12 protein-coding genes and 1 pseudogene are annotated in these 24,747 nt (G+C 66.1%); 8 read left to right on the forward strand and 5 right to left on the reverse strand.

Annotation, left to right across the window (positions count from 1 at the left end):
* Positions 1 to 35 precede the first annotated feature (35 nt).
* A complete protein-coding gene (locus F0U60_RS36460) occupies positions 36 to 1,901 on the forward strand; it encodes a protein kinase (protein WP_395806666.1) in 1,866 nt (621 codons plus the stop codon).
* Positions 1,902 to 1,919: 18 nt separating this feature from the next.
* Here the strand turns inward: F0U60_RS36460 and F0U60_RS36465 are convergent, their stop codons facing one another.
* Complete coding sequence (locus tag F0U60_RS36465) at positions 1,920 to 2,936, reverse strand: hypothetical protein (RefSeq protein ID WP_395806667.1); 1,017 nt, start codon at positions 2,934 to 2,936, stop codon at positions 1,920 to 1,922.
* 200 nt (positions 2,937 to 3,136) lie between these two features.
* On the opposite strand from F0U60_RS36465, the gene F0U60_RS36470 reads away from it, so the two are divergent.
* Positions 3,137 to 4,009 (forward strand): alpha/beta fold hydrolase, encoded by an 873-nt coding sequence (locus F0U60_RS36470; protein ID WP_395806668.1) that lies wholly within the window; start codon positions 3,137 to 3,139, stop codon positions 4,007 to 4,009.
* A 276-nt stretch (positions 4,010 to 4,285) separates the two neighbouring features.
* Entirely contained in the window at positions 4,286 to 6,856 is a 2,571-nt protein-coding gene (uvrA, locus tag F0U60_RS36475) for an excinuclease ABC subunit UvrA (protein WP_395806669.1), read from the forward strand.
* 1 nt (position 6,857) lies between these two features.
* Here uvrA and F0U60_RS36480 read toward each other — a convergent pair whose 3' ends face one another.
* Complete coding sequence (locus tag F0U60_RS36480; RefSeq protein ID WP_395806670.1) at positions 6,858 to 9,344, reverse strand: FG-GAP repeat domain-containing protein; 2,487 nt, start codon at positions 9,342 to 9,344, stop codon at positions 6,858 to 6,860.
* Positions 9,345 to 9,457: 113 nt separating this feature from the next.
* On the reverse strand, positions 9,458 to 10,348 hold the full coding sequence (locus F0U60_RS36485) for an alpha/beta fold hydrolase (RefSeq protein WP_395806671.1): 891 nt from the start codon (positions 10,346 to 10,348) through the stop codon (positions 9,458 to 9,460).
* Between the two features lie 213 nt (positions 10,349 to 10,561).
* Between F0U60_RS36485 and F0U60_RS36490 the strand changes: the two genes are divergently transcribed.
* From F0U60_RS36490 to F0U60_RS36500, 3 genes are all read left to right on the forward strand, one after another.
* Entirely contained in the window at positions 10,562 to 11,143 is a 582-nt protein-coding gene (locus F0U60_RS36490) for a hypothetical protein (RefSeq protein WP_395806672.1), read from the forward strand.
* A 122-nt stretch (positions 11,144 to 11,265) separates the two neighbouring features.
* Positions 11,266 to 13,878 (forward strand): DEAD/DEAH box helicase, encoded by a 2,613-nt coding sequence (locus tag F0U60_RS36495; protein ID WP_395806673.1) that lies wholly within the window; start codon positions 11,266 to 11,268, stop codon positions 13,876 to 13,878.
* Between the two features lie 27 nt (positions 13,879 to 13,905).
* On the forward strand, positions 13,906 to 14,214 hold the full coding sequence (locus F0U60_RS36500; protein ID WP_395806674.1) for a hypothetical protein: 309 nt from the start codon (positions 13,906 to 13,908) through the stop codon (positions 14,212 to 14,214).
* Positions 14,215 to 14,221: 7 nt separating this feature from the next.
* Here the strand turns inward: F0U60_RS36500 and hflX are convergent, their stop codons facing one another.
* The gene (gene hflX, locus F0U60_RS36505; protein ID WP_395825613.1) at positions 14,222 to 15,916 is read right to left on the reverse strand and encodes a GTPase HflX; all 1,695 of its coding nucleotides are present in this window, start codon (positions 15,914 to 15,916) and stop codon (positions 14,222 to 14,224) included.
* Positions 15,917 to 16,458: 542 nt separating this feature from the next.
* Between hflX and F0U60_RS36510 the strand changes: the two are divergent.
* Both F0U60_RS36510 and F0U60_RS36515 read left to right on the forward strand, forming a co-directional pair.
* Positions 16,459 to 16,791 (forward strand): annotated as a pseudogene (locus F0U60_RS36510) (TetR-like C-terminal domain-containing protein); the annotation flags it as partial.
* A gap of 47 nt (positions 16,792 to 16,838) precedes the next feature.
* On the forward strand, positions 16,839 to 22,130 hold the full coding sequence (locus F0U60_RS36515; RefSeq protein WP_395806675.1) for an AAA family ATPase: 5,292 nt from the start codon (positions 16,839 to 16,841) through the stop codon (positions 22,128 to 22,130).
* Between the two features lie 104 nt (positions 22,131 to 22,234).
* On the opposite strand, the gene F0U60_RS36520 is transcribed toward F0U60_RS36515, so the two are convergent.
* Positions 22,235 to 24,745: a hypothetical protein gene (locus tag F0U60_RS36520; RefSeq protein ID WP_395806676.1), complete on the reverse strand. Its 2,511-nt coding sequence runs from the start codon at positions 24,743 to 24,745 to the stop codon at positions 22,235 to 22,237.
* Positions 24,746 to 24,747: the final 2 nt, after the last annotated feature.

Consider the following 24,747-nt stretch of genomic DNA (forward strand, 5'->3'; position numbering starts at 1 on the left):
GACCGCCGGATTCGCTGAGAAGAGAGAGTTGGCTCGTGACGCAGCAACAGGTGGGTAAATACCAATTGGTGCGCAAGCTCGCCGCGGGCGGCATGGCCGAGGTCTTCCTCGCCAAGGCCGCCGGGCCCATGGGCTTCGAGAAGACCCTGGTCGTCAAGCGCATCCTTCCCGAGCTGGCCGAAGAGCCCGCCTTCGTCCAGATGTTCCTGTCCGAGGCCAAGCTCGCCGCCCGACTCACGCACCCGAACATCGCGCAGATCTTCGATTTCGGCGAGGCGGACGGCGCGTACTTCCTGGCCATGGAGTACATCGACGGGCCCAGTCTGCGCCAGGTCATCAAGCGCGCAGCGACCCAGGGCGTCTCCCTGCCCCCCACCCTGTGCGCCCGGCTCATCTCCCACGCCTGCGAAGGGCTCGCCTTCGCTCATGACTTCGTCGATCCCGACACCGGCGAGCAGCAGGGCCTCATCCACCGCGACGTCAGCCCGGACAACATCCTCCTGTCCCGCCAGGGTGCGGTGAAGGTGGTGGACTTCGGCATCGCCAAGGCAGCCGGGCAGAGCCACAAGACGGAAAGCGGCGTCATCAAGGGCAAGATCGCGTACATGCCGCCCGAGCAGTTGCGTGCGAAACCGCTGGATCGGCGCGCGGACGTGTATGCCCTCGGGGTGGTGCTCTACGAGTTGCTCACGGGCCAGCGGCCCTACGCCTCGGATTCAGAGGCCGGGCTGATGCAGGCCATCATCTACGAGCCGCCCATCCCAGCGGCCCGAGTCCGTCCGGATCTGCCCCAGCCGCTGCGGCGCATCCTCAGCAAGGCGCTCTCCAAGGAGCGCGAGCAACGTTACGCAGACTGTCATGCATTCCAGGCCGACCTGGAGGCATACATCGTCTCGGTCGGCAGGCCCGTGACGGCGCAGCAGGTGGCCCAGTTCATCAACCAGACTGTCTCGAAGACAGATTTCCCTGCCCTGACGCCGGCCCCTGTTCCGACGCTCTCGCCCCCTCGGCCGGCGCTCACTCCGCCCCCCGAGCCACCGCACCTCGTCAGGAAACGCACCTCCTCGCCCTCGAACGAGGTGGTGACAGCGAATCATCGCGGGCCCCAACCTCCGAAAGAGGAAGAGCCTAGAGCCCTCGTCACACCTCCGCCCCGGCGCCGCGAGGCCACACCTCCGCCCCAGCCTCGCGAGTTGATGACGGCTCAGCTCCGGCCCCCACGGCCGTCCCAGTCCACCCCTCCCCCGCCCTCCTCCGACGTGGACACCCAGGAGCAGGAGCCGGGACTGGTCACGGAGGCTCCGGCCGTGTGGCGTCCCGTTCAGTCCGCGCAGAAGCCTCAGTCGGTGCAGGTGCCCCAGTCGACGCAGAAGCCTCTCCTCTGGGTGGTTGCTGCCCTGCTGCTCGCCACGTGTGGCGTCGGAGTGTCCTGGCAATTGGGTTTCTGGCCGAAGCCTGCTCTCGTCGCCGAAACAGAGTCCGTCTCGCCGGAGCAGGCCGTCGCCGAGCCATCCGAGCCCGACCTCTCGCCGCCCTCTGTGGCGGGTGTGCAGCACGACGCAGGTGTGCCGGACGCAGGGAACGCGGTTGCTTCCGCGCCCCCCGTCACGGCCCCCGCACCGACTCCGGCTCCCGCGCAACCCCAGAGTCAGAAAACCCCCGCTCCCGCTGCGCCCACCGTCACGCTCGAGGGAACCCTGGTGCTACGCATCTTCCCCTATGCCACCGTCTTCGTGGATGGCAAGAAGTGGGGAACCACGCCCATGAAGCCCTTGAAGTTGACCGCGGGGCGCCACACCCTGAAGCTCGTCAACGAGAAGCTCGCCAAGACGGTACAGCGCGACATCGACATCAAAGCCGGGAAGAGCACCACCCTCAAACTCGACCTGAGCGAGGAGTGAGCAGCGTCGGCGCGAGGTTCACTTCCACTTCGCCTGCCAGGCGTCGATCTCTCGTGAGGCCTCCGCCAAAGTCTCGCTCGAGCGAGCCTCGCGGATCTTCTGACCCAGGCGGAGCAGCTCCTTTTTCGCCGTGCCCTTCTTCGCGGCCTCCATGCTGTCGGTCTGAGTCTGGAGGGGAACCAGTCGCATCATGAGCCGTTCGCATCCAGCGGCGACGACCGTCCGGCACCCGAACAGATTCGTCGGCTCCTCCTCGGACTGTGCTTTGGTGGCGGACACGGCAGGGCCTTCGGGCAGCGGCACATCCTGATCCTCGTCCCCGAGCTCCCAGAGCTCTTCAGGCACGGCGGATTTCGCCTTGAGCCAGTCTTCGAAGGACGGGTAGACGCGGAACTGTTGGGCGAACCGTTCGATGTCCTGACTGAAGCGCACCCACTCGGTGGGAGTGGCCGCTTCCGTGGCCTGGGTCTTCAATGCCGCCAAGGCGCTGGTGACCGGTTCCTTGCGGAGCCCTCGCTTGCACAACATCTGTTCCATGGAGGCCAACCTCCACAACTGCTGTGCCTTCAAGGTCCTGCCCTTGGCCGCAATGCGTGCGGAGGGGCAGTCCGGCGAGGCGCTCCCCGGAGTGGCCTCCACCGGAGGCGGGTCTTCCAGCTCCTTCTGGACCGCTCGCCGGCTGGCCTCGAAGAGATTCTCGATCTTGGGTGAAACCGGCTCGGGAAGCTTCGCATCCAGCCGGAGCATGAGCGCCATCTGGAAGGCATCTCCAGCCTCCTCGTGCTTGCCCCATTCATACAAGAGGATGCCCTCGTAGAGGGACAGGGTCACCAGCTCAGACGTGCCCAACGGACGTTGACGCACGACCTCGATGACATCCACGGCCTGCTCGTACTCGCCCTGCCTGAAGAGGCGGCTGAGCATGCTGATCGTGTTCTTGAAGTCGACGGCTCCGGCCGACTCCCCCGCCGCGTGCGCGGAAAGAGAGAGGAGAACGACGAGGGGGACAACTCTCGTGGGGAACATGGCAGACATGTGGCGAGCGGGCTCTGGGCGAGGAAGGGCGGGGCCGCGAGTAAAAGGCCAAATCTTCCTGGTTCGCAAGATCGTCATGGGCAGCATTACCAAGGTTCGAGAAACACGCCTGGGAATGCTCGGTTCACCGCGTAAGCAGTGATCGTGAATCTGCTCCGTTGGCGCTTGACGCCCCCTCCCTCTTTTCTGAGTCTGGACGGATGACGCTTCAACTCGCTGCTCCGGACCGCATCCGCTCCATCGATCGCGAGGAGGGAAGGCGCGTGGGATGGTCTGAGTGGGGTTCCGCGCAAGGGACTCCGGTTCTCTTCTGCACTGGCGCGGGCATGACCAGCTCCTTTGGCTTCGGCGCGGACGCCCTCCGTGAGCTGGGCGTGCGGCTGATCTGCATCGATCGCCCGGGGCTCGGCAGGTCGGCGCCGGACCCGAACAAGAGCCTCGAGAGCTACGCCCGGGATGTCGAGGCGGTGCTGCGCTCCGAAGGAATCAAGCGACCACCCGTCATTGGATTCTCCCAGGGCGCCCCCTTCGCCATCACCCTCGCCGGCGCGAACATCGTCTCGGCAGTTGCCATCGTCTCCGGGCAGGATGAGCTCGCGTACCCACCGACAAGGCAGTTGCTTCATCCAGACGTCGCCGGACTGGTCGCGGCGATCGAAAAGGACCGGGCGGGCTTCGAAGCCGCGTTCGCTGCACGCGTGGACGCGGAAGGGCTGTGGGCGCTCATCATCGGCATGAGCGCGCCAGAGGATCGTGCCATCTACAACGAACCCGCGTTCGCCACCGCGTACCGGCAGTCCCTGGCCGAAGGCTTCGCGCAAGGCCCCGGTGGATACGTCCGCGACCTCACCCTGGCCATGAGCCGATGGCCCATGCAGCCCGAGGCCATCACCGTGCCCGTGAGCCTCTGGTACGGGAAGCGCGACACGAGCACCGTCCACTCCCCGGACTTTGGAGCGACCCTGAGCTCGCGCTTCCCCCATGCGACCTTGCACGCCTTTGCTGACGAAGGCGGCTCGCTCCTGTGGACCCGGAGCCGAGACATCCTCAGCGAGTTGCTGAAGGCGGGTTGAAGCGCGCGCAGGTCACAATCCGGTGACAGCAGTCTCCACGTGATGACTGCTGTCACCAGCCGCGAGCGCCTCCGGTCATGAAGCCGGACGACTCAAGTCATTATCACCGTGTTCCTCGGCAATACCGCGGGAGCGGCGATCAACCACATCATCAACGGCACGGGGAACGCGGTCACCAATCAGAACATGGTGTCGAAGTCGTCCTACTAGCCGCCTCTGAATAGAGGGGGGCGCGAGAAGCATAAGGGATGCTCGACTCCGAACGCCCCCCGTATTATGGCCGGCTGCGTGGTGCGAATCCCCAAACTCCGCGGTCATCCCCCTCCAGACACTTCAGGCGACACGAGGACCGGGTTCGTCCGGGTACGTGGTGCCCGTGAGCACAACCTGAAGAACGTGGACGTCGAGCTTCCACGTGACGCATTGGTCGTCTTCACGGGGGTCTCCGGCTCGGGCAAATCCTCGCTGGCCTTCGGCACGCTCTACGCGGAGGCCCAGCGGCGGTACTTCGAATCCGTAGCCCCGTACGCCAGGCGGCTGATCGACCAGGCGGGCGTCCCTGAGGTGGATTCGATCGACGGTCTGCCCCCGGCAGTGGCCCTCCAGCAGCACCGCGGCGCCCCCACGACCCGCTCGTCCGTGGGCAGCGTGACCACGATCGCGAACTCCCTGCGCCTGCTGTACTCGCGCGCGGGGACCTACCCGCCCCACCAGCCACACCTCGACTCGGATGCGTTCTCGCCCAACACCCCGGCAGGGGCTTGTCCCAACTGCCATGGACTGGGCCGCGTCTATGAGGTGACCGAGCGCTCGATGGTGCCGGATGACTCGCTGACCATCCGCGAGCGAGCAGTCGCGGCGTGGCCTCCCGCCTGGCACGGCCAGAACCTGCGCGACATCCTGGTGACGCTCGGCTACGACGTTGACCGCCCCTGGCGTGACCTCCCCCAGAAGGATCGGGAGTGGATCCTCTTCACGGACGAGCAGCCCACCGTCCCCGTCTACGCGGGCTTCACTCCGGCGGAGACGCGTCGTGCGCTCAAGCGCAAAGAGCCCCCCAGCTACATGGGGACGTTCACGAGCGCCAGGCGCTACGTGCTGCAGACCTTCGCCACGACCCAGAGCGCGCTGATGAAGAAGCGCGTGTCGCAGTACATGGTGAGCGGTGAATGCCGCCTGTGCCAGGGCAAGCGGCTGCGGCGCGAGTCCCTGTCCGTCACCTTCGCGGGCCTCGACATTGGCGAGCTCTCCAGGCTGCCGCTGAAGCGCGTCGCCGACATCTTGCGGCCCTCCGCGAACGGGTCGGCACCCGGTGCAGCAAAGCTCGCGCGGGAACACCCGGAGAAGGCATTGGTCGCCGAGCGAATCGCCAAGGATCTGCTGGCGCGCATCCAGGTCCTCACCGAGCTGGGCCTCGGCTACCTCTCGCTCGAGCGCAGCACCCCTACCCTCTCGCCCGGCGAGCTCCAGCGGCTGCGGCTGGCCACCCAGGTGCGCTCCAACCTGTTCGGCGTGGTGTACGTGCTCGACGAGCCCTCCGCGGGGCTCCATCCGGCGGACACCGAGGCGCTGCTGAAGGCGCTCGACCAGCTGAAGGGCTCGGGAAATTCGCTGTTCGTGGTGGAGCATGAGGTGGAAGTCATCCGGCACGCGGACTGGGTGGTCGACGTCGGACCGGCCGCGGGCGAGAAGGGCGGGCAGATCCTCTACAGCGGCCCACTCGAGGGGCTCGGAGCCGTGGAGGCGTCCCAGACGCGGCGCTACCTCTTCGAGGCCGAAGCCTCGCGGCGCCGCACGCCCCGCTCGCCCAAGGGTTGGCTCCGCCTCGAGGGCGTCACCCGCAACAACCTGCACGGCCTGGATGTCAGCTTCCCGCTGGGCGTCTTCACCACGGTGACGGGCGTGTCCGGCTCGGGGAAGTCGAGCCTGGTGAGTCAGGTCCTGGTGGAGCTGGTCGCCGAGCAGCTCGGGCATGAGCTCCCCTCGGATGAGGAGGAAGGCGAGGAGCTGGAGCGCTCCGTCGTGCTCACCACGGGAGGCCGGATCGCCGAGGGGATGGAAGGCATCAAGCGGCTGGTGCGAGTCGATCAGAAGCCAATCGGTCGCACACCCCGCTCCAACCTGGCGACCTACACGGGACTCTTCGACAACGTCCGCAAGCTCTTCGCCGCGACGAAGGAAGCTCGCGCCCGCCGCTTCGATGTCGGTCGCTTCTCGTTCAACGTGGCCAAGGGGCGCTGCGAGACCTGCGAAGGCGAGGGCTTCGTGAGCGTCGAGCTGCTCTTCCTGCCGAGCGTCTATGCACCGTGCCCCACGTGTCACGGCGCCCGCTACAACGCGAAGACCCTCGAAGTGCAGTACCGCGGGAAGAACATCGCCGAGGTGCTGGGCATGACCGTCGACGCGGCCCATGCGTTCTTCGCGGAGGAGCCGCAGGTGCTTCGCTCTCTGAGTGTTTTGAAGGAAGTCGGCCTGGGCTACCTGCGGCTGGGCCAGCCCGCGACCGAGCTCTCCGGCGGCGAGGCCCAGCGAATCAAGCTCGCGACCGAGCTGCAACGGGTGCAGCGCGGCCACACGCTCTACGTCCTGGACGAGCCCACCACGGGACTTCACCCCGCCGACGTGGACAAGCTCATGGCCCAACTCGAGGGGCTGGTCGAGTTGGGCAACACCGTCATCCTCGTCGAGCACGACATGCGCGTCATCGCGGCGAGTGACTGGGTGATCGACATGGGCCCAGGTGCCGGGGATGAAGGGGGCCGCGTGGTTGCATCCGGGACTCCCGCGGAGGTCGCGGCCTCGTCAGCGAGTCGCACGGCCCCCTTCCTGGCGCGTGTCGTGGTCTGATTCAATTCGCGGGAGTGGGGAACACCAGCAGCCGGCCCGAGCGCAGCAGGATGAGGAGCTCGGGTCGCTTATCTCCCACCAGGTCCACGGGCTTCACCCACTCGACCTGGGCTCCCGGCACGTAGCTCCGCGGCGGATTCCATCCGCCCTGACCCTTCCCGAGCGCAACCCACAGCCCGGTCCCATCGGCAGACGTGCTCGCGACATCCGTGAGCCCATCGGCATTCAGGTCCTCCAGCGCGATCGTCTTGCGCCCCGCGGCCAGCGGACACTGGACGGGCGCCAGCAATGACCCACGCCCATCACCCAGGAACAGGCGCACACCGCCATTGTTCGCAACCTGTTGCACCAGATCCACCCGCCCATCGCCATTCACATCCGAGATCCCGAGGAACAAGCCCCTGCCCACGAACCCATATCCGGGCAGCGAGCTCCCATCCGCGGAGGTGGGGTTGAGATTGATCCCCAGCGTCGTGTGGATGAGATCCAACGTGCCGTCCCCATTGAAGTCCCCGGCGAGTGGCGCGCCAATCGATGGACAGGAGTCATCCGGTTCGTAGTTGTAATCCTTCAGGCGGACCGCGCTGAACGTGCCGTTGCCCAGGTTGGTGAAGCGTTCCGCCCGCCCGATGCAGAACCCCGGGAACGAGGCAGCCAGGTCCACGAGTCCGTCGCGGTTGAAGTCCGCGGCCAGTACCCCGCCGGCGCCGTACGCAACACCGAGTGACACTCTGTTCTCGAAGGGAGCCGCCACATCGTTCCACACGACGGTCACGTCATGGTCGCTCCCGTTGTACAGGGCGCCCGCGAGATCACTCCGACCATCGCCGTCGAAGTCGCCCGCGGTGAGCATGGACACTGGATAATCCTTGAGGACGTCCCAGGTCGTGAACGTTCCGTCCCCTGGGTTCAATACCAGCCGCGCTCCCAGTGTTGGCAACGCGAGCGCGAGATCCCTCCGCCCGTCTCCATCGAAGTCCCCCACGGCCGCCATCGAGATGGCTCCCCCCGTGTCCACCTCCGCCAGCGGGGACACGGACGAGGGGACCGAGGCGTCCGTTGGAACAGAATCCAGCGGGCACCAGGAGGAGACAGGCGGCTCCTGGACGGGCTCGGTGGGGATGGCATACACGGACACGGCGTTGTCGTCTGCCTCTGCGATCAGGAGCTCGGGCGTCCCGTTCCCATCCAGGTCGGCGGTGGCGGCGGCACTCGGATCCCGACCCACCGCCAGTTGGCTGTGCGGTGCGAGCTTTCCTTCGCCAGCGCCGCGCAGGAGCGACACCGTCCCCGCTGCGCCGTGCAGGGCCACCACATCGGGGAGGTTGTCGGAGCCGAGGTCCACCACGGCGACGTCACTCACCTCCTGCGCGATCTCCACCGAGGAGGCCTCGGAGAAGGCCCCCTGACCATTGCCCAGGTACACCCGGACGAAGTGGGTGTCCGCTGTGAGAAGATCCGCGTGCCCGTCACGGTTGAAGTCCGCGGTGTACAGGCGGTTGACCCCAGTCCAGGGTAGGACCGCCCCAGCACGGACCCGGCCCGTACTGTCTCCGAAGAAGACATGCGCGGTCTGTCCTCCCCGGCTCATCGAGTCGTCGAACACGACATCCGCGAAGCCATCCTCGTTGTAGTCAGCGACCGCGGCCACCAGCGAGTTCTGAAGCAAGCCAATCAGCTGACTTCCGCTCTCGTGAAGGAGGGAGGTGGACTCGAAGCGGCCGTCTCCAAGGTGACGCGACAAACCGAACCCGGCCTCGGTGCCCGTCCCATCATCCCGCGAGTAGTTCCCCAGGGCCCACACGAGGGGAGCACCCGAGCTTCCACTCCAGAAGCCCAGGCTGGAGACGAGGCCATTGCCCACGGTGACGGCCTGCTCCGAGAAGGTGCCATTCCCGTTCCCAACCCACAGCCTCGCCCCCTGGCGGGTCCCTACCAGCACGTCCAGGTCACCATCACCCTCCGCATCACCGGCCGCGATGCGGCTGCCTCGGCTGAGGATCCGCCGCGCCGACACCGTCCCGAGTCCACCGCTTCCGTCGTTGAGCAGCAGGAGGAACTCACCCGTACCACTCACATACCGGCTGGTGAAGTTGCGCCCCGCCGCGTTGACGGCCACATCGGGCGAGCCATCGCCGTTGAAGTCGCCCACCGCGAGCCCTCGTGGTGCCACGCCCGCGTAGAACGAGGCACGCAGCCAGGCTCTGCGTGAATCGGATTCCGTCAGAGGCGGCTGTGTGCCTCCACCTGTCCCGGTGTCCGGCTCTGGCTCGGCGGGAGGCGCGTCCGGCGGAGCACCCTCCCCTCCTGAGTCAGAGATAGAGCCGGGCTCACCGGGTGTCTCGGGGGAAACATCCCCCGGAGGCAACGGCTCGGGCCTCGCGACCTCCGAATCCGCTTCGTCTACCGAATGACACCCCGTGTACAGCCCCGCGCTCACGAGCAAGCCTACACGCGCCCACTTCCCCCACACCTTCTTCACTGACATTGTTACGCCCCCTCACTACCCGCGCCGTAATTGCGCACGGGCTAGAGGGCTCGCAAGGAAGCCGTGATGCAGCCCGGAGACGCCGCCGGGTCGCTTGCTCTCAGTGAGAGAGATTAACGAGCGAGGAACTCGCGCACGTGCTGGGCCACCACGGCGGGCTTCTCCAGCGAGAGCCAGTGCGTCGCATCCGGCACGCGGCGGATGGTGAGGTTCGGTACATACTGCTCGATTCCCTCCAGACCGCTCTGCAGCAGCGCGGGATCCTTCTCCGCCCACATCACAAGCACCGGCGTGCGCACGAGGAGCTGCTCGGGCCGCAGGTCATCCAACATGTTGCCGCCACCCGGATGACCCTTGCCATCGGGCGGTCCCAGTTCCGTCGCCCGGTAGTAATTCAAGCCGGCGGTGACCGCCCCCGGCTGCTTCCACACCTCCAGCCACTCCTTCTCCTCCTCTTGCGTCAATTGGGCCCCGTGCTTCCGGGCATCCTCGAAGACGTTCTGCCGCCCCGCAGCGAAGTCATCCGCATGGAAGTAGGCCTCCGCCGCTCCCTCCTGGCGGAAGCGCAGCATGTATTGGCTGGCCTGCTGCTGTTGGGGGTTGGTGCGCAGATCCCGGAGGAAGAGCGCCGGGTGCGTGATGTCAATGGTCATGAAGCGCTCCACCCGCTCGGGGTGGCGCAGCAAGAAGTTCCAGCCCACGAGGCCCCCCCAGTCCTGGACCAGGAGGTTGAACTGCTTGAGCCCCAGGTGGTCCGCCAGCCCACGCACGTCCGCCACCAGGTGCTGAATGCGGTAATGCTCCACCCCCTGCGGCCTGGAGGTGAGGTTGTAGCCGCGCAGGTCCGGGGCAATGAGCTGGTACTCCCGCTCCAGCTCTCGCATGAGCCCTCTCCACACGCCCCAGTACTCGGGGAAGCCGTGCAGCAGCACCAAGGGCTTGCCGGTGCCGTGGGTGACATAGTGCATGCGGATGCCGTTGAACTCCGCGTAGTGATGCTCCATGTGAGCCTCGCTCGAAGGGGCCCAGCGCACCAGGCGCGGAGCCCGTGGGTCGGCCACGAACCTACCCACCCCGCTGACACCTGGCCACGCTCGTGTGGGAGCGCGGGAACGCCGGTACGCGACACCCGCACGCGACATTCGAGTCAGGAAGGATGCGCCGAGGGGGAGCGATGGCTATAGCCTGCGCACACTCACACCACATGGGAGGATGAGATGTCGCGTCATGGGATGGCGGTACTGGGGCTCGTAGCGGCGCTGGGCACCGCGGGGACGGCAGCCGCCCAGGAATCGGAGCCAACCGGCAAGGTGAAGGTCTTCCTGCGCGGCGGCGTAGGCAACTACACGGGCACCCTGGGTGACATCGCCAAGACGGGTCCGAGCTGGGGCCTGACGGTGAACCTGCAGCCCCTGCGCTTCCTGGGCTTCGAGCTGGGCTACGAGGGCGCACACAATCCCATCAGCCAGGCGGGCGTGTTCGACCTGGCCCTGACGCGCCATGGGGGCTCCGCCCTGGTGAAGCTGTCCCTGCCCTTCCTTGAGACCGTGCGTCCCTTCGTGGGCGCCGGTGTGGGGGGCTCGTACGTCTTCGCGAAGGGCACGCTGCTGGGGGGCTACCAGTCTGGCCTGGTGGGCGAGGTACCGCTGGCCGCCGGCATCGAGTTCAACGTGGATCAGTTCACCGCGGGAGCCCGGGCGACCTATCGGCTGCTGCTGGACGAGGACCTCTCGGAGCAGCTCGACAACCCCAGCGGCGGCTTCTTCGACGTCGTCGCGACCCTGGGTCTGCGCTTCTAGTCAGGCCTTCCTCGCGGCGGCCGCGCCTGGCCGCCGCAACCCTGCTCAATCGTTGACGGGAGACCCACTCAGGGCGGTCCTTTCCCTTCCGCACGGGCCTCCGTCGTGCGTGATTCTCCGGTGTGCGCACGCCGACCGACCGCTATCTGCCGCCCGACCATGACGCCTTCGTCTCCGCCGAACCGCCGACAGGACGCGTCATCGTCATCGCCCCCACGCGCGCGGCGTGCGAGACCATCGAGCTCGCCCTTGGGCTGAACCTCGAGACCTACCTCGAGAAGCATCACGGCCCCCGGGTGCGCGAGCTGGCGCGGGCAGGCAAGGGCTTCGGCATCGTGGCCGGTACCGGAACCGGAAAGACGCTCGCGATCCGGCTCATCGCCGAGGAGCTCGTTGGCCAGGGTGGCTCAGCCCCGCTCCGAGTCGGCGTGGTGAACCGCGAGCGAGAGGCAACTCCCGACACCCCTTCCTGGAACGTCATCATCGTGACGACCGGCATCGCGCGGCGCTGGTTCCAGAACGGCGACATCCTGCCGCACGACACGCTCATCATCGACGAAATCCACCAGACATCAGCGGAGCTCGAGCTCTGCCTTGCGCTCGGCAAGCGCGTGGGCTGTCGCTTCATCTGGCTCTCCGCCACCGTGGACCCTGCGCTCTACGCGCGCTACCTGAACAGCGCCGACGTGCTTGAGGTCCAGGCCTTTGATCCAAAGAAGGTGGCCACCGCCGTGGTCGTGGACAGACAACCGCTCGCGTTTCTCGACGAGGCGTTCCTCCTCTCCGTGGAGAAGGAGCAACGCGGGGTGGGCCTCTTCCTCCCCACGCGAGCAGCGGTCGAACAAGCAGCGCTGCACGTCCGCACCCTCTGTCCGAGCCTCCACGCGGCGCACTACCACGGCGGGGAGCCCATCCGTGCCATCCGGCCGTTCCTCGAGGGAACAGCGAGCCGGCCCTACGTCCTCGCCATGACGGCCGCGGGACAGAGTGCGCTCAACGTGCAGGGGCTCGACACCCTCATCATCGATGACACGCGCTTCGCCAACTTCGTCGAGCGCGGACGCAACGTGCTCACGCGCGTCCACCTCGGAAACAACGAGTTGCTCCAGATGGCCGGGCGCGTGCATGGTCGCGTCGAGGGCGGGCGTGTCTTCATCCTGAGCAATCGCAACATCGACTTCTTCGCCCTCCAGCCCACGGAGCCCGAGTTCCAGCTCGCCGGCGATCCGGAGCGTGTGGCCATCACCGCCGCGGCCCTCGGCGTGCGGGCCGATGAGCTGGACCTTCCTGTGCCGATCGACCGCATCGCCTACCGCCGCGTGCTCCAACAGTTGCAGGAGCACAACATCATCGACGCGCAGGGACGGCTCTCGCCATACGGTCGCGCAGTCGAGGCCCTCCCGGTAGAGCGAGCGTGGGCGGAGCTGATCATCAACGGAGAGGACGCACTGCTCCCCTTCCTCGCCGTGTGCAGCGCCATCGAGTCGCTCCACCGCATGACGCGCGAGGAGCGCGACCTGGAAGGGGTGCTGGTCGCCGGGAGCGACCACCTCACCGCCTACAACCTCTACGCCGACGCGTACCGCGAGGCGGGCTTCATGGGCGAGGTGTATGGACTCACGCGCCACCTGTTCCATGCGGAGAAGATGGAGCGCTGGGCCGAGCGACGCGGCGTGCTGGTGAAGGCCATTGAGGACGCGGCGCTGGTGATGGCGAGCGTCTACCGGAGCGTGGGCACCCGCTTGCCCGAGCACCTGCCGTTCGCAGATGCCCCCGTGTACCGCCGCTTCGCCGACCTGCTCGCGTGTTTCATGCCCTTCGACCTGGTCATCGACGAGCAGACGGCCTCGGGCGAGCAGGCCCGTGTCGCCAAGACAAGCGTGTGTGGAAGCTGGGGCGCGGTGGCGGGAACGCTCCGCTACTTCGCCGACCGCTCCGGTACCCATCATGCGTCCATCGAGGGCACGCACATCCCGCTCGACGTGCTGAGGCAGTACGCGCGCCGCACCGATGCAGAGCTCACCTACGACTCGTGGCACATGTCGCTCGTGCTCGACTGGCGCGTGGAGTACTCCGGCTTCGAGCTGGAGCGCGAGGTTGAGGTGCTCCGCGCGTGGGGTCCGGAGCTGGCCGACCGTGCACGCCACGCGCTCGCGGAGGCGATGGCGCGCGGCGAGGCGGAACACCCCGCGGTGCGCCGCAATCAGCCGGAGATCGACGAGGTGCGCGAGCTGTGGCGCCGCTCAGGCGGACGCACGGCGAAGCTCGGCGTGCCGGAGTTGACCGCCCTCTACGAGGCACAGCTCGAGGGGGTCACCACGATGGACGAGTTCCACGAGCGCCCGTTGACGCTCGACCTGGACCCGCTGGTCCCACCCGAGACACGCGAGGCGCTGCTCTCGCTGCCGAGCGAGGTGTTCATCCGCGACCGCGAGGTGGAGCTGGACTACGAAGTGGAGCAGGACAAGGAGGGACAGCCCGTCGGAGTGGTACGGCTCCACCTGCCGGAGAAGCTCGCACGTACGCTCGTGGAGGAGGAGCTTCCGTTGTTCGACCGGCCGGTGCGCTTCGTCGTGGGCCGCGGCCGGCGCGGAGCCCTGCGCGCCGACACGCTGCTCGAGCTGCAGGAGCTCCTCGACATGCCGTGGATGCCTGACGAGCTCGAGGCAACGCGCGACGAAAGCGACGGTGGGCGCACGGGGCGAGGCAAGGGGAGCCGGCGCCCGAAGCGCTGAGGTTCGACGTGGGACCGTGAGGTGGGGGTGTGGCACCTCGCCAACCGGGGCGCCATCTCCTGGGCCGCCCTCGTCGGGCTCGCCGCCGAGCTCGCCAACATGGAGTCCGAACTCATCGAGGCACGCCCCTCCTATTCGCTCAGACGGACGGCGCGACGTCCGCGCTACAGTGTCCTGGGCAGCGAGCGTGGCGGACTCATGCCCCCTCCAGCGCTACGTGCGGAAACGACGCAGTGTCCACGACGTTCTTGGACAGAGCAGTCCTCGGACTCTGTCCAAAGACTTCGTGGAGTGAGCGGCCAGGAGGAAGTGGCCCCTCGGCTGGCCTGGCGATGACCGCTGCTCAATGAGGATGCGGCTCATCCTGGATTGAGATACCGCTGGCAGTGAGCGACTTGCCCTCGCGCCAGAGCATCTCCTCGACTCGGTGAAGCAGCTCCGTCAGCCCCTCTCCCGTCTCCGCGCTGATGGGGATGCCATCCCGGGCCTGCGCGGTGGCGTGGGCCACGTACCCCTCCACGCCTCCTTCGAGGAGCTCGCTCTTGTTGTAGACGAGCAGACGCGGCATTTCGTGCAGGCCGAGGCTCCTGAGGATGCGCTCGACGGCCTCGATCTGCTGCGGATGCTCCGGATCCGAAGCATCCACCACATGGAGGAGTAGGTCGGCATCGGTGAGCTCTTCGAGCGTGGCGCGGAAGGCGTTCACCAGCGTCCGGGGCAGCTCGCGGATGAAGCCCACCGTGTCGGTGATGATCACCTCGCGATCGCGTGGGAAGCGCAACCTCCGGCTGCTCGGATCCAACGTGGCGAACAGCTTGTTCTCCGCCACGACGTCCGAGTTCGTCAGGCGGTTGAGGAGCGTGGACTTGCCCGCGTTCGTGTAACCGACAATCGAGATGACCGGCACGTCGTGCCGCGTCCGCTGCTGACGGCGGACCTGCCGACCGGCGCTCAGCGCGTCAATTCTCTTCTCGAGCACCGTGATGCGATCGCGCACGCGGCGACGATCGATCTCGAGCTTCGTCTCGCCAGGACCTCGTCCGCCAATGCCGCCCGCGAGCCGGGAGAGACCTTCGTCCCGTTGGGCCAGGCGTGGCAGCCTGTACCTGAGCTGGGCGAGCTCGACCTGCAGCCGGCCCTCGGCGGTGTGCGCGTGCTGAGCGAAGATGTCGAGGATGAGCTGGGTGCGATCCAGCACCTTCAGGTTCGTATGGTCTGCGATGTGCCGAGCCTGGGACGGCGTCATATCGTGGTCGAAGATGATCGTGTCCGCGAACAACTGCATCGCCCGGAGGTTCAGCTCCTCGAGCTTCCCCCGGCCGATGACGAAGCGTGGATCGATCTTCGTCCGCGTCTGGATGAACGTGTCGAGGACATGAACACCGGCCGTGCGAGCCAGCTCCTTCAGCTCGGCCATCGAAGCGTCCGCTTGCCTGCGCTCTTCGGTCGAGACCCCGACAAGAATGGCGCGCCCCTGGGTGGCGACTTCCCGGCCAGCGACCGAGCGGCTGAAAGCGGCCTCGATCTCCTCGGCCCTAGCCACAGGGTCGAAATGGAGCGCATGGATGTCATCGACCACTTCGGTCTTCCAGAACTTCGCGCGCTCGCCGGTCGCTTCGGGATCGAGATAACCGAGGTAGACCCTCCCCGGGAGGCCCTCGGGCCGTGTCACGATCGCACAAACGAGGTCGAGCCGGAGCAGGACGAGATCAGTGAGATCGTCGGGCGTGAGCGGCTCGTCCTTCAAATGGGTGTGGACGAGACGCAGACCGCGCAGACGCGTGTCACCCGCGCGGACGCGCCCCATCTCGGGGAGCTCCAGCTTGGACGCATCACCGACGATGACGTGCTCGATGTCACCGCGCCGGTTGATCAGCGCCCCCACCTGACGGCCTGTCTCGAGTGAAGCCTCGGAGAGATGGCGAGCGAGCTCCGGGCTCGTCACCTCCTCGGGCCGCACCCGGCGGCGATAGGTCGCCTCCAGGCGCTTCAACTGACTCGGCTTGAGTCCCAGGGTATTTCCGCTGATGGGAGGAATTGTCGCTCTCCTTGAGAGTGGAGCGTGCAGCTCCGTTCAAGGTTCACGCTAAGCACTCCGGGCCCGCCATTGACTCGCGGCCCAACAGAAACAGGCTAGGCAACCGAGAGGGCGCCTTTCGCTCCGACTGGATGTCGTCGGCATGGGTTCTCGGCGGACGCCATCCCCAACGCCCAGTCATCTTCCAGTCACGCGTCGTGTGCAACCCGCGAGCAGGTGACCGGGCGCGGGGGCGTGGCATGGCCCCGGTCCGCTACGGAGATCCTTCCATCTGGACCCAGTGCGAGGCCATGCGGTGTCTTGAATTTCCCGGGCCCGCGACCCGCCCCGCACCTCTCTGAGATGAAAGTGCCATCCCGGCGGAATCGCGCCACCCGCCTGTTGCCATAACCGTCCGACACATAGATGTCCCCCGCCGAAGCACACCACTCCGTGGCGTTCTTCTTACGCATGGCACAGCCTTTCCCAAGGCCCGATAGCGAATGGGGCAATGATGCCACGCCCATAACAAGGGCGCTGACTTCGGAGACCTCGCGGTCAGCTACCTCGATTTCGCCTTCAAGCACCCGCACCTCTACTGGCTCATGGCGGAGCGACGCTTCGACCGGGACGCTCTGCGAAAGGAGCAGCGGCTGACTCGCGAACAGTCGCTCTGGCAGGCCTTCACCGCGCTCGTGCTTCGCCACGGCAGCAAGAGCCCGGTCGAGGACACACGCATCCTCTTCGCCGGGCTCCATGGATTGGCCGTCCTCACCCTCGGCGGCCGAGCCAACCTGGGAGACGCAGAGCGCTCGGGCGAAGCACTCGCTCGCGAATCCGCCCGGCGCCTGGTGGCGGCAATCCTCCTACCCAGAGCAAGCGGCCATCGGACCTGAGGCACACGAGGAGCCACACTGAAATGTTCTATGCTCGGAACACCCACATGCATCAGCTCCCTGGCTACGCGCTCCTCGAGCCCCTGCAGTCCACGTCATCCAGCTTGCTGTACCGCGCACTGCGCGAGTCGGACCGCCAGACCGTCATCCTCAAGACCCTCCGCTCCGAGCTTCCGGGTGCTCGCGAACGAGCCCAGCTCCAGCGCGAGTACACGATCCTCCAGCGGCTGCGAGGGACGCCCGGAGTCATCCAGGTCCACGGCTGTGAGTTGCTCCAGGAGCGTCCGGTCCTCGTCCTCTCGAACGTGGGCGGCACCACGCTCTCCGAACGCCTGGGTGAGCGCCTTGCTCTCGCCCGATTCCTCCCCATCGCCCTGGAGCTGTGCAGCACCCTGGCCGAGGTCCACCGCCGGGGCGTCGTCCACAAGGACATCAAACCCGCCAACATCCTCCTGTCCGCTTCCGGCCAGCCCTGGCTCATCGACTTTGGCATCTCCACCCTGCAGCGGACACAGCACGTGGAGGCGTCTCCCGCTACCCTCGTGGAGGGAACTCCGGCCTACATGTCTCCAGAGCAGACAGGGCGGATGAACCGGACGCTGGACTACCGCACCGACCTCTACTCGCTGGGCGTGACCTTCTATCAATTGCTCACGGGACGTCTGCCTTTCGAGGGCAAGGATTTGCTGGAGTGGTTTCACGCCCACCTGGCAAAAGAGCCCCTGCCTCCTCATCAGGTGGTACCCGAGGTAGCGCCGATCCTCTCCGCCCTGGTGATGAAGCTCTTGTCCAAGAGAGCCGAGGAGCGCTACCAGGGAGCGGAGGGCGTGTTGTTCGACCTGGAGCGCATTCGGCGCGGAGAGGAAGACTTCCCCCTGGGACAGTGGGATGTGCCCGCGCGTTTCCTGCTGCCCCAGCGGTTGTATGGCCGACAGGCCGAAGTGAAGACGCTGCTCTCCGCTTTCGAGCGCGTGGAACAGGAAGGCCGACTGGAGTGGGTGCTGGTCCGCGGCTACTCGGGCATTGGCAAATCCTCCGTTGTGCAGGAATTGCACAAGCCCGTGTTGCAGCGCCGCGGCTTCTTCCTTCAGGGCAAGTTCGACCCGTTCCAGCGGGACGTGCCCTACCAGACCCTCGTGCAGGCGCTCCGAGGCCTCATCCAGCACCTCCTGGCAGGAAGTGACGAGGAGGTCGCCGCCTGGCGCCAGCGCCTGCAGGAAGCCCTGGATGGGCAGGGCCAGGTGTTACTGAGCATGGTGCCGCAGTTGGAGCTCGTGCTGGGGAAACAGCCCGCCGTGGCGGAGCTACCGCCCGGGGGCGCGCGAGACCGTGTCCATCGCCTCATCCAGCGCCTGCTGAGTGTCTTCGCCACGAGTGAGCGCCCGCTGGTGCTCTTCCTGGATGACTTGCAGTGGGCGGACCTCGCCAGTCTCGAGCTGTTGCGCTACCTGACGTCCCATCCGGACACTCCGCCTCTGCTGTTGGTGGGGGCCTACCGGGACAACGAGGTGGACCCCACGCATCCGCTCACGCTGACGCTCGCCGAGGCGCGCAAGGCGGGAGCGCGGATCGAAGACATCCACCTGGGGGCCCTGTCGCCCGAGCAGACCCGCCAACTGGTAACGGATGCCCTGCCAGGCGCCAATCCGGACGTGGTGGCCCCACTCTCCGCCCTGGTGTGGGAGAAGACGGCGGGCAATCCCTTCTTCCTGCTGCAGCTGTTGCAGACGCTCCACCAGGAAGAGTTGGTGACACGTGCGCCCGAGGGAGGCTGGTGCTGGGACGAGGCGGGTGTCCAGGCGCGTGGCTACTCGGACAACGTGGTGGACTTCATGGCGGGCCGGCTGCGCCAGCTGCCCACGGACACACAACACCTGCTCCAGCTGGCCGCCTGCGTGGGCAGCCGCTTCCCGGTATCCATCCTCTCCCTCCTGACCCAGAAGGATGCGCTCCAGGTGGAGAGTGGTCTGGAACCAGCCTTGCTGGAGGGGTTGGTGGTGCAGGCAGAGCCCCAGCACCTGCGCTTCCTTCACGACCGCATCCAGCAAGCCGCCTACGGCCTCCTGCTCGACGAAGAACGCAAGGTCCTGCACCTGCGCATCGGCCGCATGCTGCTACGAGACCTGTCCGCGGAAAAGCTCGAGGAGCGCCTCTTCGACGTCGTGGGCCAACTCAACGCGGGCGTGGAGTTGATGGTCGACGCGGAGGAGCGCACGCGCCTGGCACACCTCAACGCCCAGGCGGGCTTCCGGGCCCTGGACTCCACGGCCCACCACTCGGCTGTAGGCTACTTCACCCACGCCTTCTCCCTGCTGCCCGGCGACCCCTGGGAGTCCCACCACGCGTTGACCTTCAAGATGCGTCTGGCCCAGGTCAACAGTGAATTGATGTTGGGTCATGTCGACAAGGCGGTCCAACTGGTGGAGGAAGCGTTGTCCCATGCCCGGACGCGCACCGACATGGTCGCCGCCTATTTTCTCAGGAGCCGCCTCCACACAATCGCTGGCAATATCCAGGCCGGTGTCACCCTCCTCCTGGAGTGTGTGGAGAAGTTTGGAATCGCCATGCCGCTCGCTCCCCCCATTGAAGAGCTGCTCCGGGCGGAGGTGGAGTTGGGGCACCTGCTGGAGCAGCACTCCGTCGAGGAGATCCTCTCACGGCCCTCGCTGACGGATCCCGACCTGACGGCGACCCTCAATGTCTTGTCGAGCTTGAGCTCCTCGGCGCTGTTCTTCAGTCCGACGCTGTGCACCCTCTCCGCCATGCAGGCGGCCATCTTGACCATCCGCCACGGCAGCACGGAGGCTTCCGCGCACAGCTTCGTCATCTGCGCGAACTGGTATGCCTCGACCCGCCGGAAATACAGTGAAGCACAGACGCTTGGCAGGCTCGCCCGCGACCTGAGTGAGCGCTACCCGCGCTCCCCCCACAAGACCAAGGTTCTGCTCCTCCTCGCTCCCATCCTGTGTCTGACCACCCCCTTCGCCCAGGTTCGCGAGCTCCTCCTCACGGCCTTCCAACAAGCAATCCTCGTGGGAGACTCCGCGGTCGCCAGTACCTATTGCTTCGCCATCACCCGGCTCTTGCTTCTCGAGGGACATGAGCTCTCCGAGGTCCACGAGAGGTCAAAGCCCTTCGTCGATTTCGCACGCAAGTCCATCTACCCAGCCTTTGCCCACCTGACTCATTACAACCAACGCTTCGTGCAGCAACTGAGAGGGTTGACGTCTTCCTTCTCCTCGGTGGAGGGAGAGGGGTTCGACGAGGCGAGCGTCGAAAAGGAGTTCGCCAGGAGTGGCTCGATTCATTTCTACAGCCCCTTCCTCTACATCAAGATGCGGTCGCGCTTCATGTGTGGTGATTACGAGCAGGCGCGTCAGGCTCGAGCCATGGCCGCGGAGAAGGTCTCCAAGGCGCCGGGCGATACCATGACGTTCGTCTATCACCTGTATGGAGCGCTGACACTGGCCGCCTGCCATCGGAGCGCGTCCCCCGCGGAACAGCAGGAGTTCCTCGTCGACATCGGGAAGCACCGTCAACAGCTCGCGGACTGGGCCGCCGGATGCCCGGAGAACTTCCTCGCCGCCGAGAAGCTGGTGTCCGCCGAGCTGGCCCGGCTCTCCGGCAACACCGAAGAGGCCCTGCGCGCCTACGAGGCCACCATCCTCGCCGCTCGCGAATATGACACGCCCCAGTACGTGGGCCTCGCGGGTGAACTGGCCGCCCGTTTTGGCAAGAGCCTGGGCCTGCCTTCCCTCGCCACCGGCTACATCCGCCAGGCCCACGCGGCCTATTCCCAGTGGGGCGCCCACGGCAAGGCTCGTCAATTGGAGGAGCTGTGGCCGCAACTCCTCTCCGTGCCTGCCTCCGCTGAGGACACCACCACGACCCAGGGGACGGGCTCCCAGCGCGTTGATTCCCTCGCCGTCATCAAGGCCCAGCAGGCCATCTCCAGCGAAATCCGCCTCGAGCGCCTGGTGGCCACCCTCATGCGCGTCACCCTGGAGAGCGCCGGTGCCCAGCGCGGAGCCCTCCTCCTCCTCCAAGACGACGCGCTCCAGTTGGTCGCGAGCCAGCCCTCCTCACCGTCCGATAACGGGCGCCCCTCCGCTGACGCACTGCCCCTCTCCCTGCTCTCCTACGTGCGCCGCACCTGCGAGCACGTGCTGATCAACGACACCGCCCAACCGCACCCCTTCTGTTCCGACGCCTACTTCACCTCGTCCCCCGCCCGCTCCGTCCTGTGTCTTCCCCTCCGCCGCCAGGACGCCTTCTACGGGCTGCTCTACCTGGAGAACTCCCTGACCCCCGAGGCCTTCTCTCCCAACCGCCTCTCGCTCCTGGAGCACCTCGCCATCCAGGCCACCATCTCCATCGAGAATGCCCGGCTCTACTCGGACGTGCAGAAGGTCGAAGCCGCCCTGCGCCAGGCCAATGAGAAGCTGGAGGCTCGCGTCCAGCAGCGCACCTACGAGTTGAAACGAGCCCAGGCCCGATTGGTGGAAACCGCTCGCCGGGCGGGCATGGCGGAGGTCGCCTCCAATGTCCTCCACGACGTGGGCAATGCCCTCACCAGCATCGTCGTGGATACCACGCTGATGCGCGATGCCGTGGCCTCGTCCCGCGTGAGTCGCATCCGCCGGGTCGCCGCCCTCCTGGGGGACAACCGCGAAAACCTGGCGGACTTCCTCACCCAAGACTCACGCGGCCGCCACCTGGAGGACTACCTCACCCAGCTCGCCGAGGAGCTGGAGCAGGAACAGTCGTCTCTCGTCAAACGCCTGGAGGCGATGGATTCCAACGTGTCGCGGGTGCGCTCCATCGTGGAGGGCCAGATGGCTCATGCCACCTCCACCCTCCTGCTGGAAGAGTGTGACTTGGGCGAGTTGGTGGAAGAGGCCCTGCGGCTTCAGCACGATGCCCTGCAGCAGGCCCAGGTTACTGTCTCTCGAGAGGTACAAGCCCTTCCTCCGGTGAAGACAGACAAGCACAAGGTGCTCACCATTCTGCTCAACCTGCTGAGCAATGCTCGACAGGCGCTGGAAGCTTTCCCCCAACCCGCCCCCCAGCTCACCGTCCGTTTGGAGCAGGAGGAAGGCTGGGTGCGTCTGCAGGTGGTGGACACGGGAGTGGGCATCCATCCGGACATCATCCCGCGCCTCTTTACCCAGGGCTTCACCACCCGCCCCCAGGGTCATGGCATCGGCCTGCACTCCAGCGCCCTCGCCGCACAGCTCATGGGCGGGCGGCTCTCCCTGGACAGCGAAGGGCCGGGCCGCGGTGCCACCGCGACCCTGCTCCTTCCCTTGCGCTCGTCCTCGTCCCCGACTCAACACTGAGTGGGACGAGGCAGGGCGCCTCGTGCTCAGTCGGCGCAGGTGGAACCGGGCGCTGGCAAGACCTGCTCGGAGAGGTAGAGGTTGACGCTGTCCGATGGGCCGGCTCACAGCCGGTAGGTCTCACCCGCCCTGTATTGCTCGTCCACGGGCGCCGTCGCGTCGTCCTTGGTGATGAAACCCTTTTTGCCCTTATCGAGTCCCTTGTTCGCCTCGTAGGCCACCGGGCTGCTCGCCCTCGAGTAGCAAACGTAGGTCTCCGGTTGGCCCACGGCCTCGGGACAGATGATGGCCATGTAGACGTCGCTCATCGTCCTGAGCGGCCCCTTCCGCTCGATGCAGCGGGCCATGTACTTGTAGACGTAATCGAGCTGCTCGACCTCGGTCATCACCTTCAACTCATCCACCGTCTTCCCAAGGCCCTCCGAGCCGCTCTTGGTGAACTGGATGAGTCCGTACGCGTTATGACCCGCGCTGTTCTGCTTCTTGGCCGAGAACGTACGTCCTGTCTCGAAGGCCATACAGGCCATCAGGTAATCTGGCTTGATCTTCAGCAGATCACAGATGGCCAGCACCTTCTTCCTGAACTCAGGCGGAACCTTTTCGCCCCAGACCATCGTGCCCTCGATCCTCCGCGGAGACTTCCCGAACTCCGTGAAGATGGGGCGGACCTCGGAGGACAGGACCTTGCCTTCCTTGTCCAGCACGCAAGCCTCGAGCTTGTACTTGCCCTGGCCCAGCAGCTTCTTGACCATGTCCTGGTCCGTGATGCGAGCCACCAACCGGCCCTGCGAGTCGCACTGGCCCCCCGCGCCCTTGGAGACGTCGTACCGGAACGGAATCTGAGACAGCAGGACCGGCTCACTCATGCCCACGAAGTACTCGTAGAGGCGAAACCCGAGTGTGCTGCCCTTCTTGCCGTTCGGCACATGGCGGGTCTGACAGCGCACCTGCATATAAGACGTGGCATCGGTGAGTTCCACGGTGCGCATCGTCAGCCCGCTGAGGCGGGGGACCCCTTCGTAAGCCACGGAGAAGGCAGGCGGAGCAGCGACCAGCTCCCCCCAGAGGTGCGTTTCCGGATGGGTGACCTGGCCACGGATGCTCACCTTCTTGCCAAGGAGGTTCGGATCCTCCAGGGACACGAGCGCCTCGTGGAGCCGTGGGTTCTGAGCCGACGGCTGGGTCTTGAGTTTGACGAGCTCGGTCTGGCAGGCCTCGTCATAGAGAGAGAAGACCGGCTCGGCGCCCTTCCAGTAACCGCTATCCCCCACGAGCTTGATGGAGATGAGCAGGTTGTTCTCACGAACGCCCGTTGAGATCGAGCCGAAGTGCGGGGCTCGCGTCGGAGTGTCCTTCAGCTCCTGGGAAGCAATCGCGGTCGCCAGGTCCTTGGGTGTCTTCTGCTGCTTGGACTTCTTGGTCCCCTTCTTCGCGGGCGGCTCGATCCAGAGCTGGTCGTCATCGAAGGTGCGGAACTTCGTCTCGTCGTAGTCCATCACCGTGCTGACCGGCACATAGGAATCCGTGCCCGACAGCGTCTTGGGAATGCGCAGCAGGGCGAAGATCTGCACCTTCTCCATCGTCACCGAGGGGACGAGCAACTGCCAGAAGTACTCCGAGGACGAGGCCTCGGCCAACACCGGCCTCGAGATGGGATTCATCATCGAGGTCCGGACGATGGGATCGAACTCATGGATCCCGTACTGCCAGAGCGTCAGCTCCAGCGGGAAACCGAAGTCTGGATCAACGTTCTCCACCTTCGCGATCGCTCTTCCGGAGCCAATCTCGAAGCTCGTCAGCTTCGGCTTCGGGAAAGAAACGGCCTTGGGCTTCTCCCAAACGACGTAGCTCACCTCCTGCCCCTCGGACTCTTGGATGACCTCGAGCCGGAGATCGAAGCTGTACTCGGCCTTGTTCGTATCGAGATAGGTCAGCAGGTAGTCATTACCGCTGTGCGCGCAGCCGACACGCCATTCCTTCGTGTCGTCGTCCTCCTCGGTCCACTCGAAAATGGAGTAGGCCAGGGAGTCCGCGATCTTTCCCGACTCAATCGCTCCGCCGTGGAAGACGGAGAGCTTGAGCGTCGCTTTCTCGAACTTGTCGCTGAACACCGGCGTGAGCTTGAGCAGCTTGCCGAGCATGACCTTGCCGGGGTTGGCTCCCGTGACGTCCAGCGGGTTGTTGAACTCCAACGGGGTGGGAACGTCGCACGGGGCCGCGAACGGGAAGTCCGGGATGACGGAGAGGTGCGCGGTGCCCTTTCCGAAAAAGCCCGACGCGAAGGTGTCGAGCTCTAGATCAAGGGTGCAGGTCTCCCCGCTGATCTGCAGGGGTTGAGCGCCGAGCTCGGAGTCCCGCACTTCGCCGAGCGACGAGGCCTTGATCAACACGCGGCACGTTGCGTCCTTCGGCAGGTTCTTCTGCGTGCCCCTCAGCTTGACCTTGTATTTAAGCCCTTCCTGCTGAACATCCGCCGGAGAGAGGGAAAGCTTGAGGGTGATGGGAGCCACGGCCACAAGGCGGATGACCCCCTCGGAGCCCGGTTCGAGCCGCACCTCGAGGGCAGGAGCAGGAGGAGGCGGTGGGGGTGGAGCAGCCTGCGCAGAGTCCGCCATGT

Source organism: Archangium minus (assembly GCF_044360475.1).
Taxonomy (GTDB): Bacteria; Myxococcota; Myxococcia; order Myxococcales; family Myxococcaceae; genus Archangium; species Archangium minus.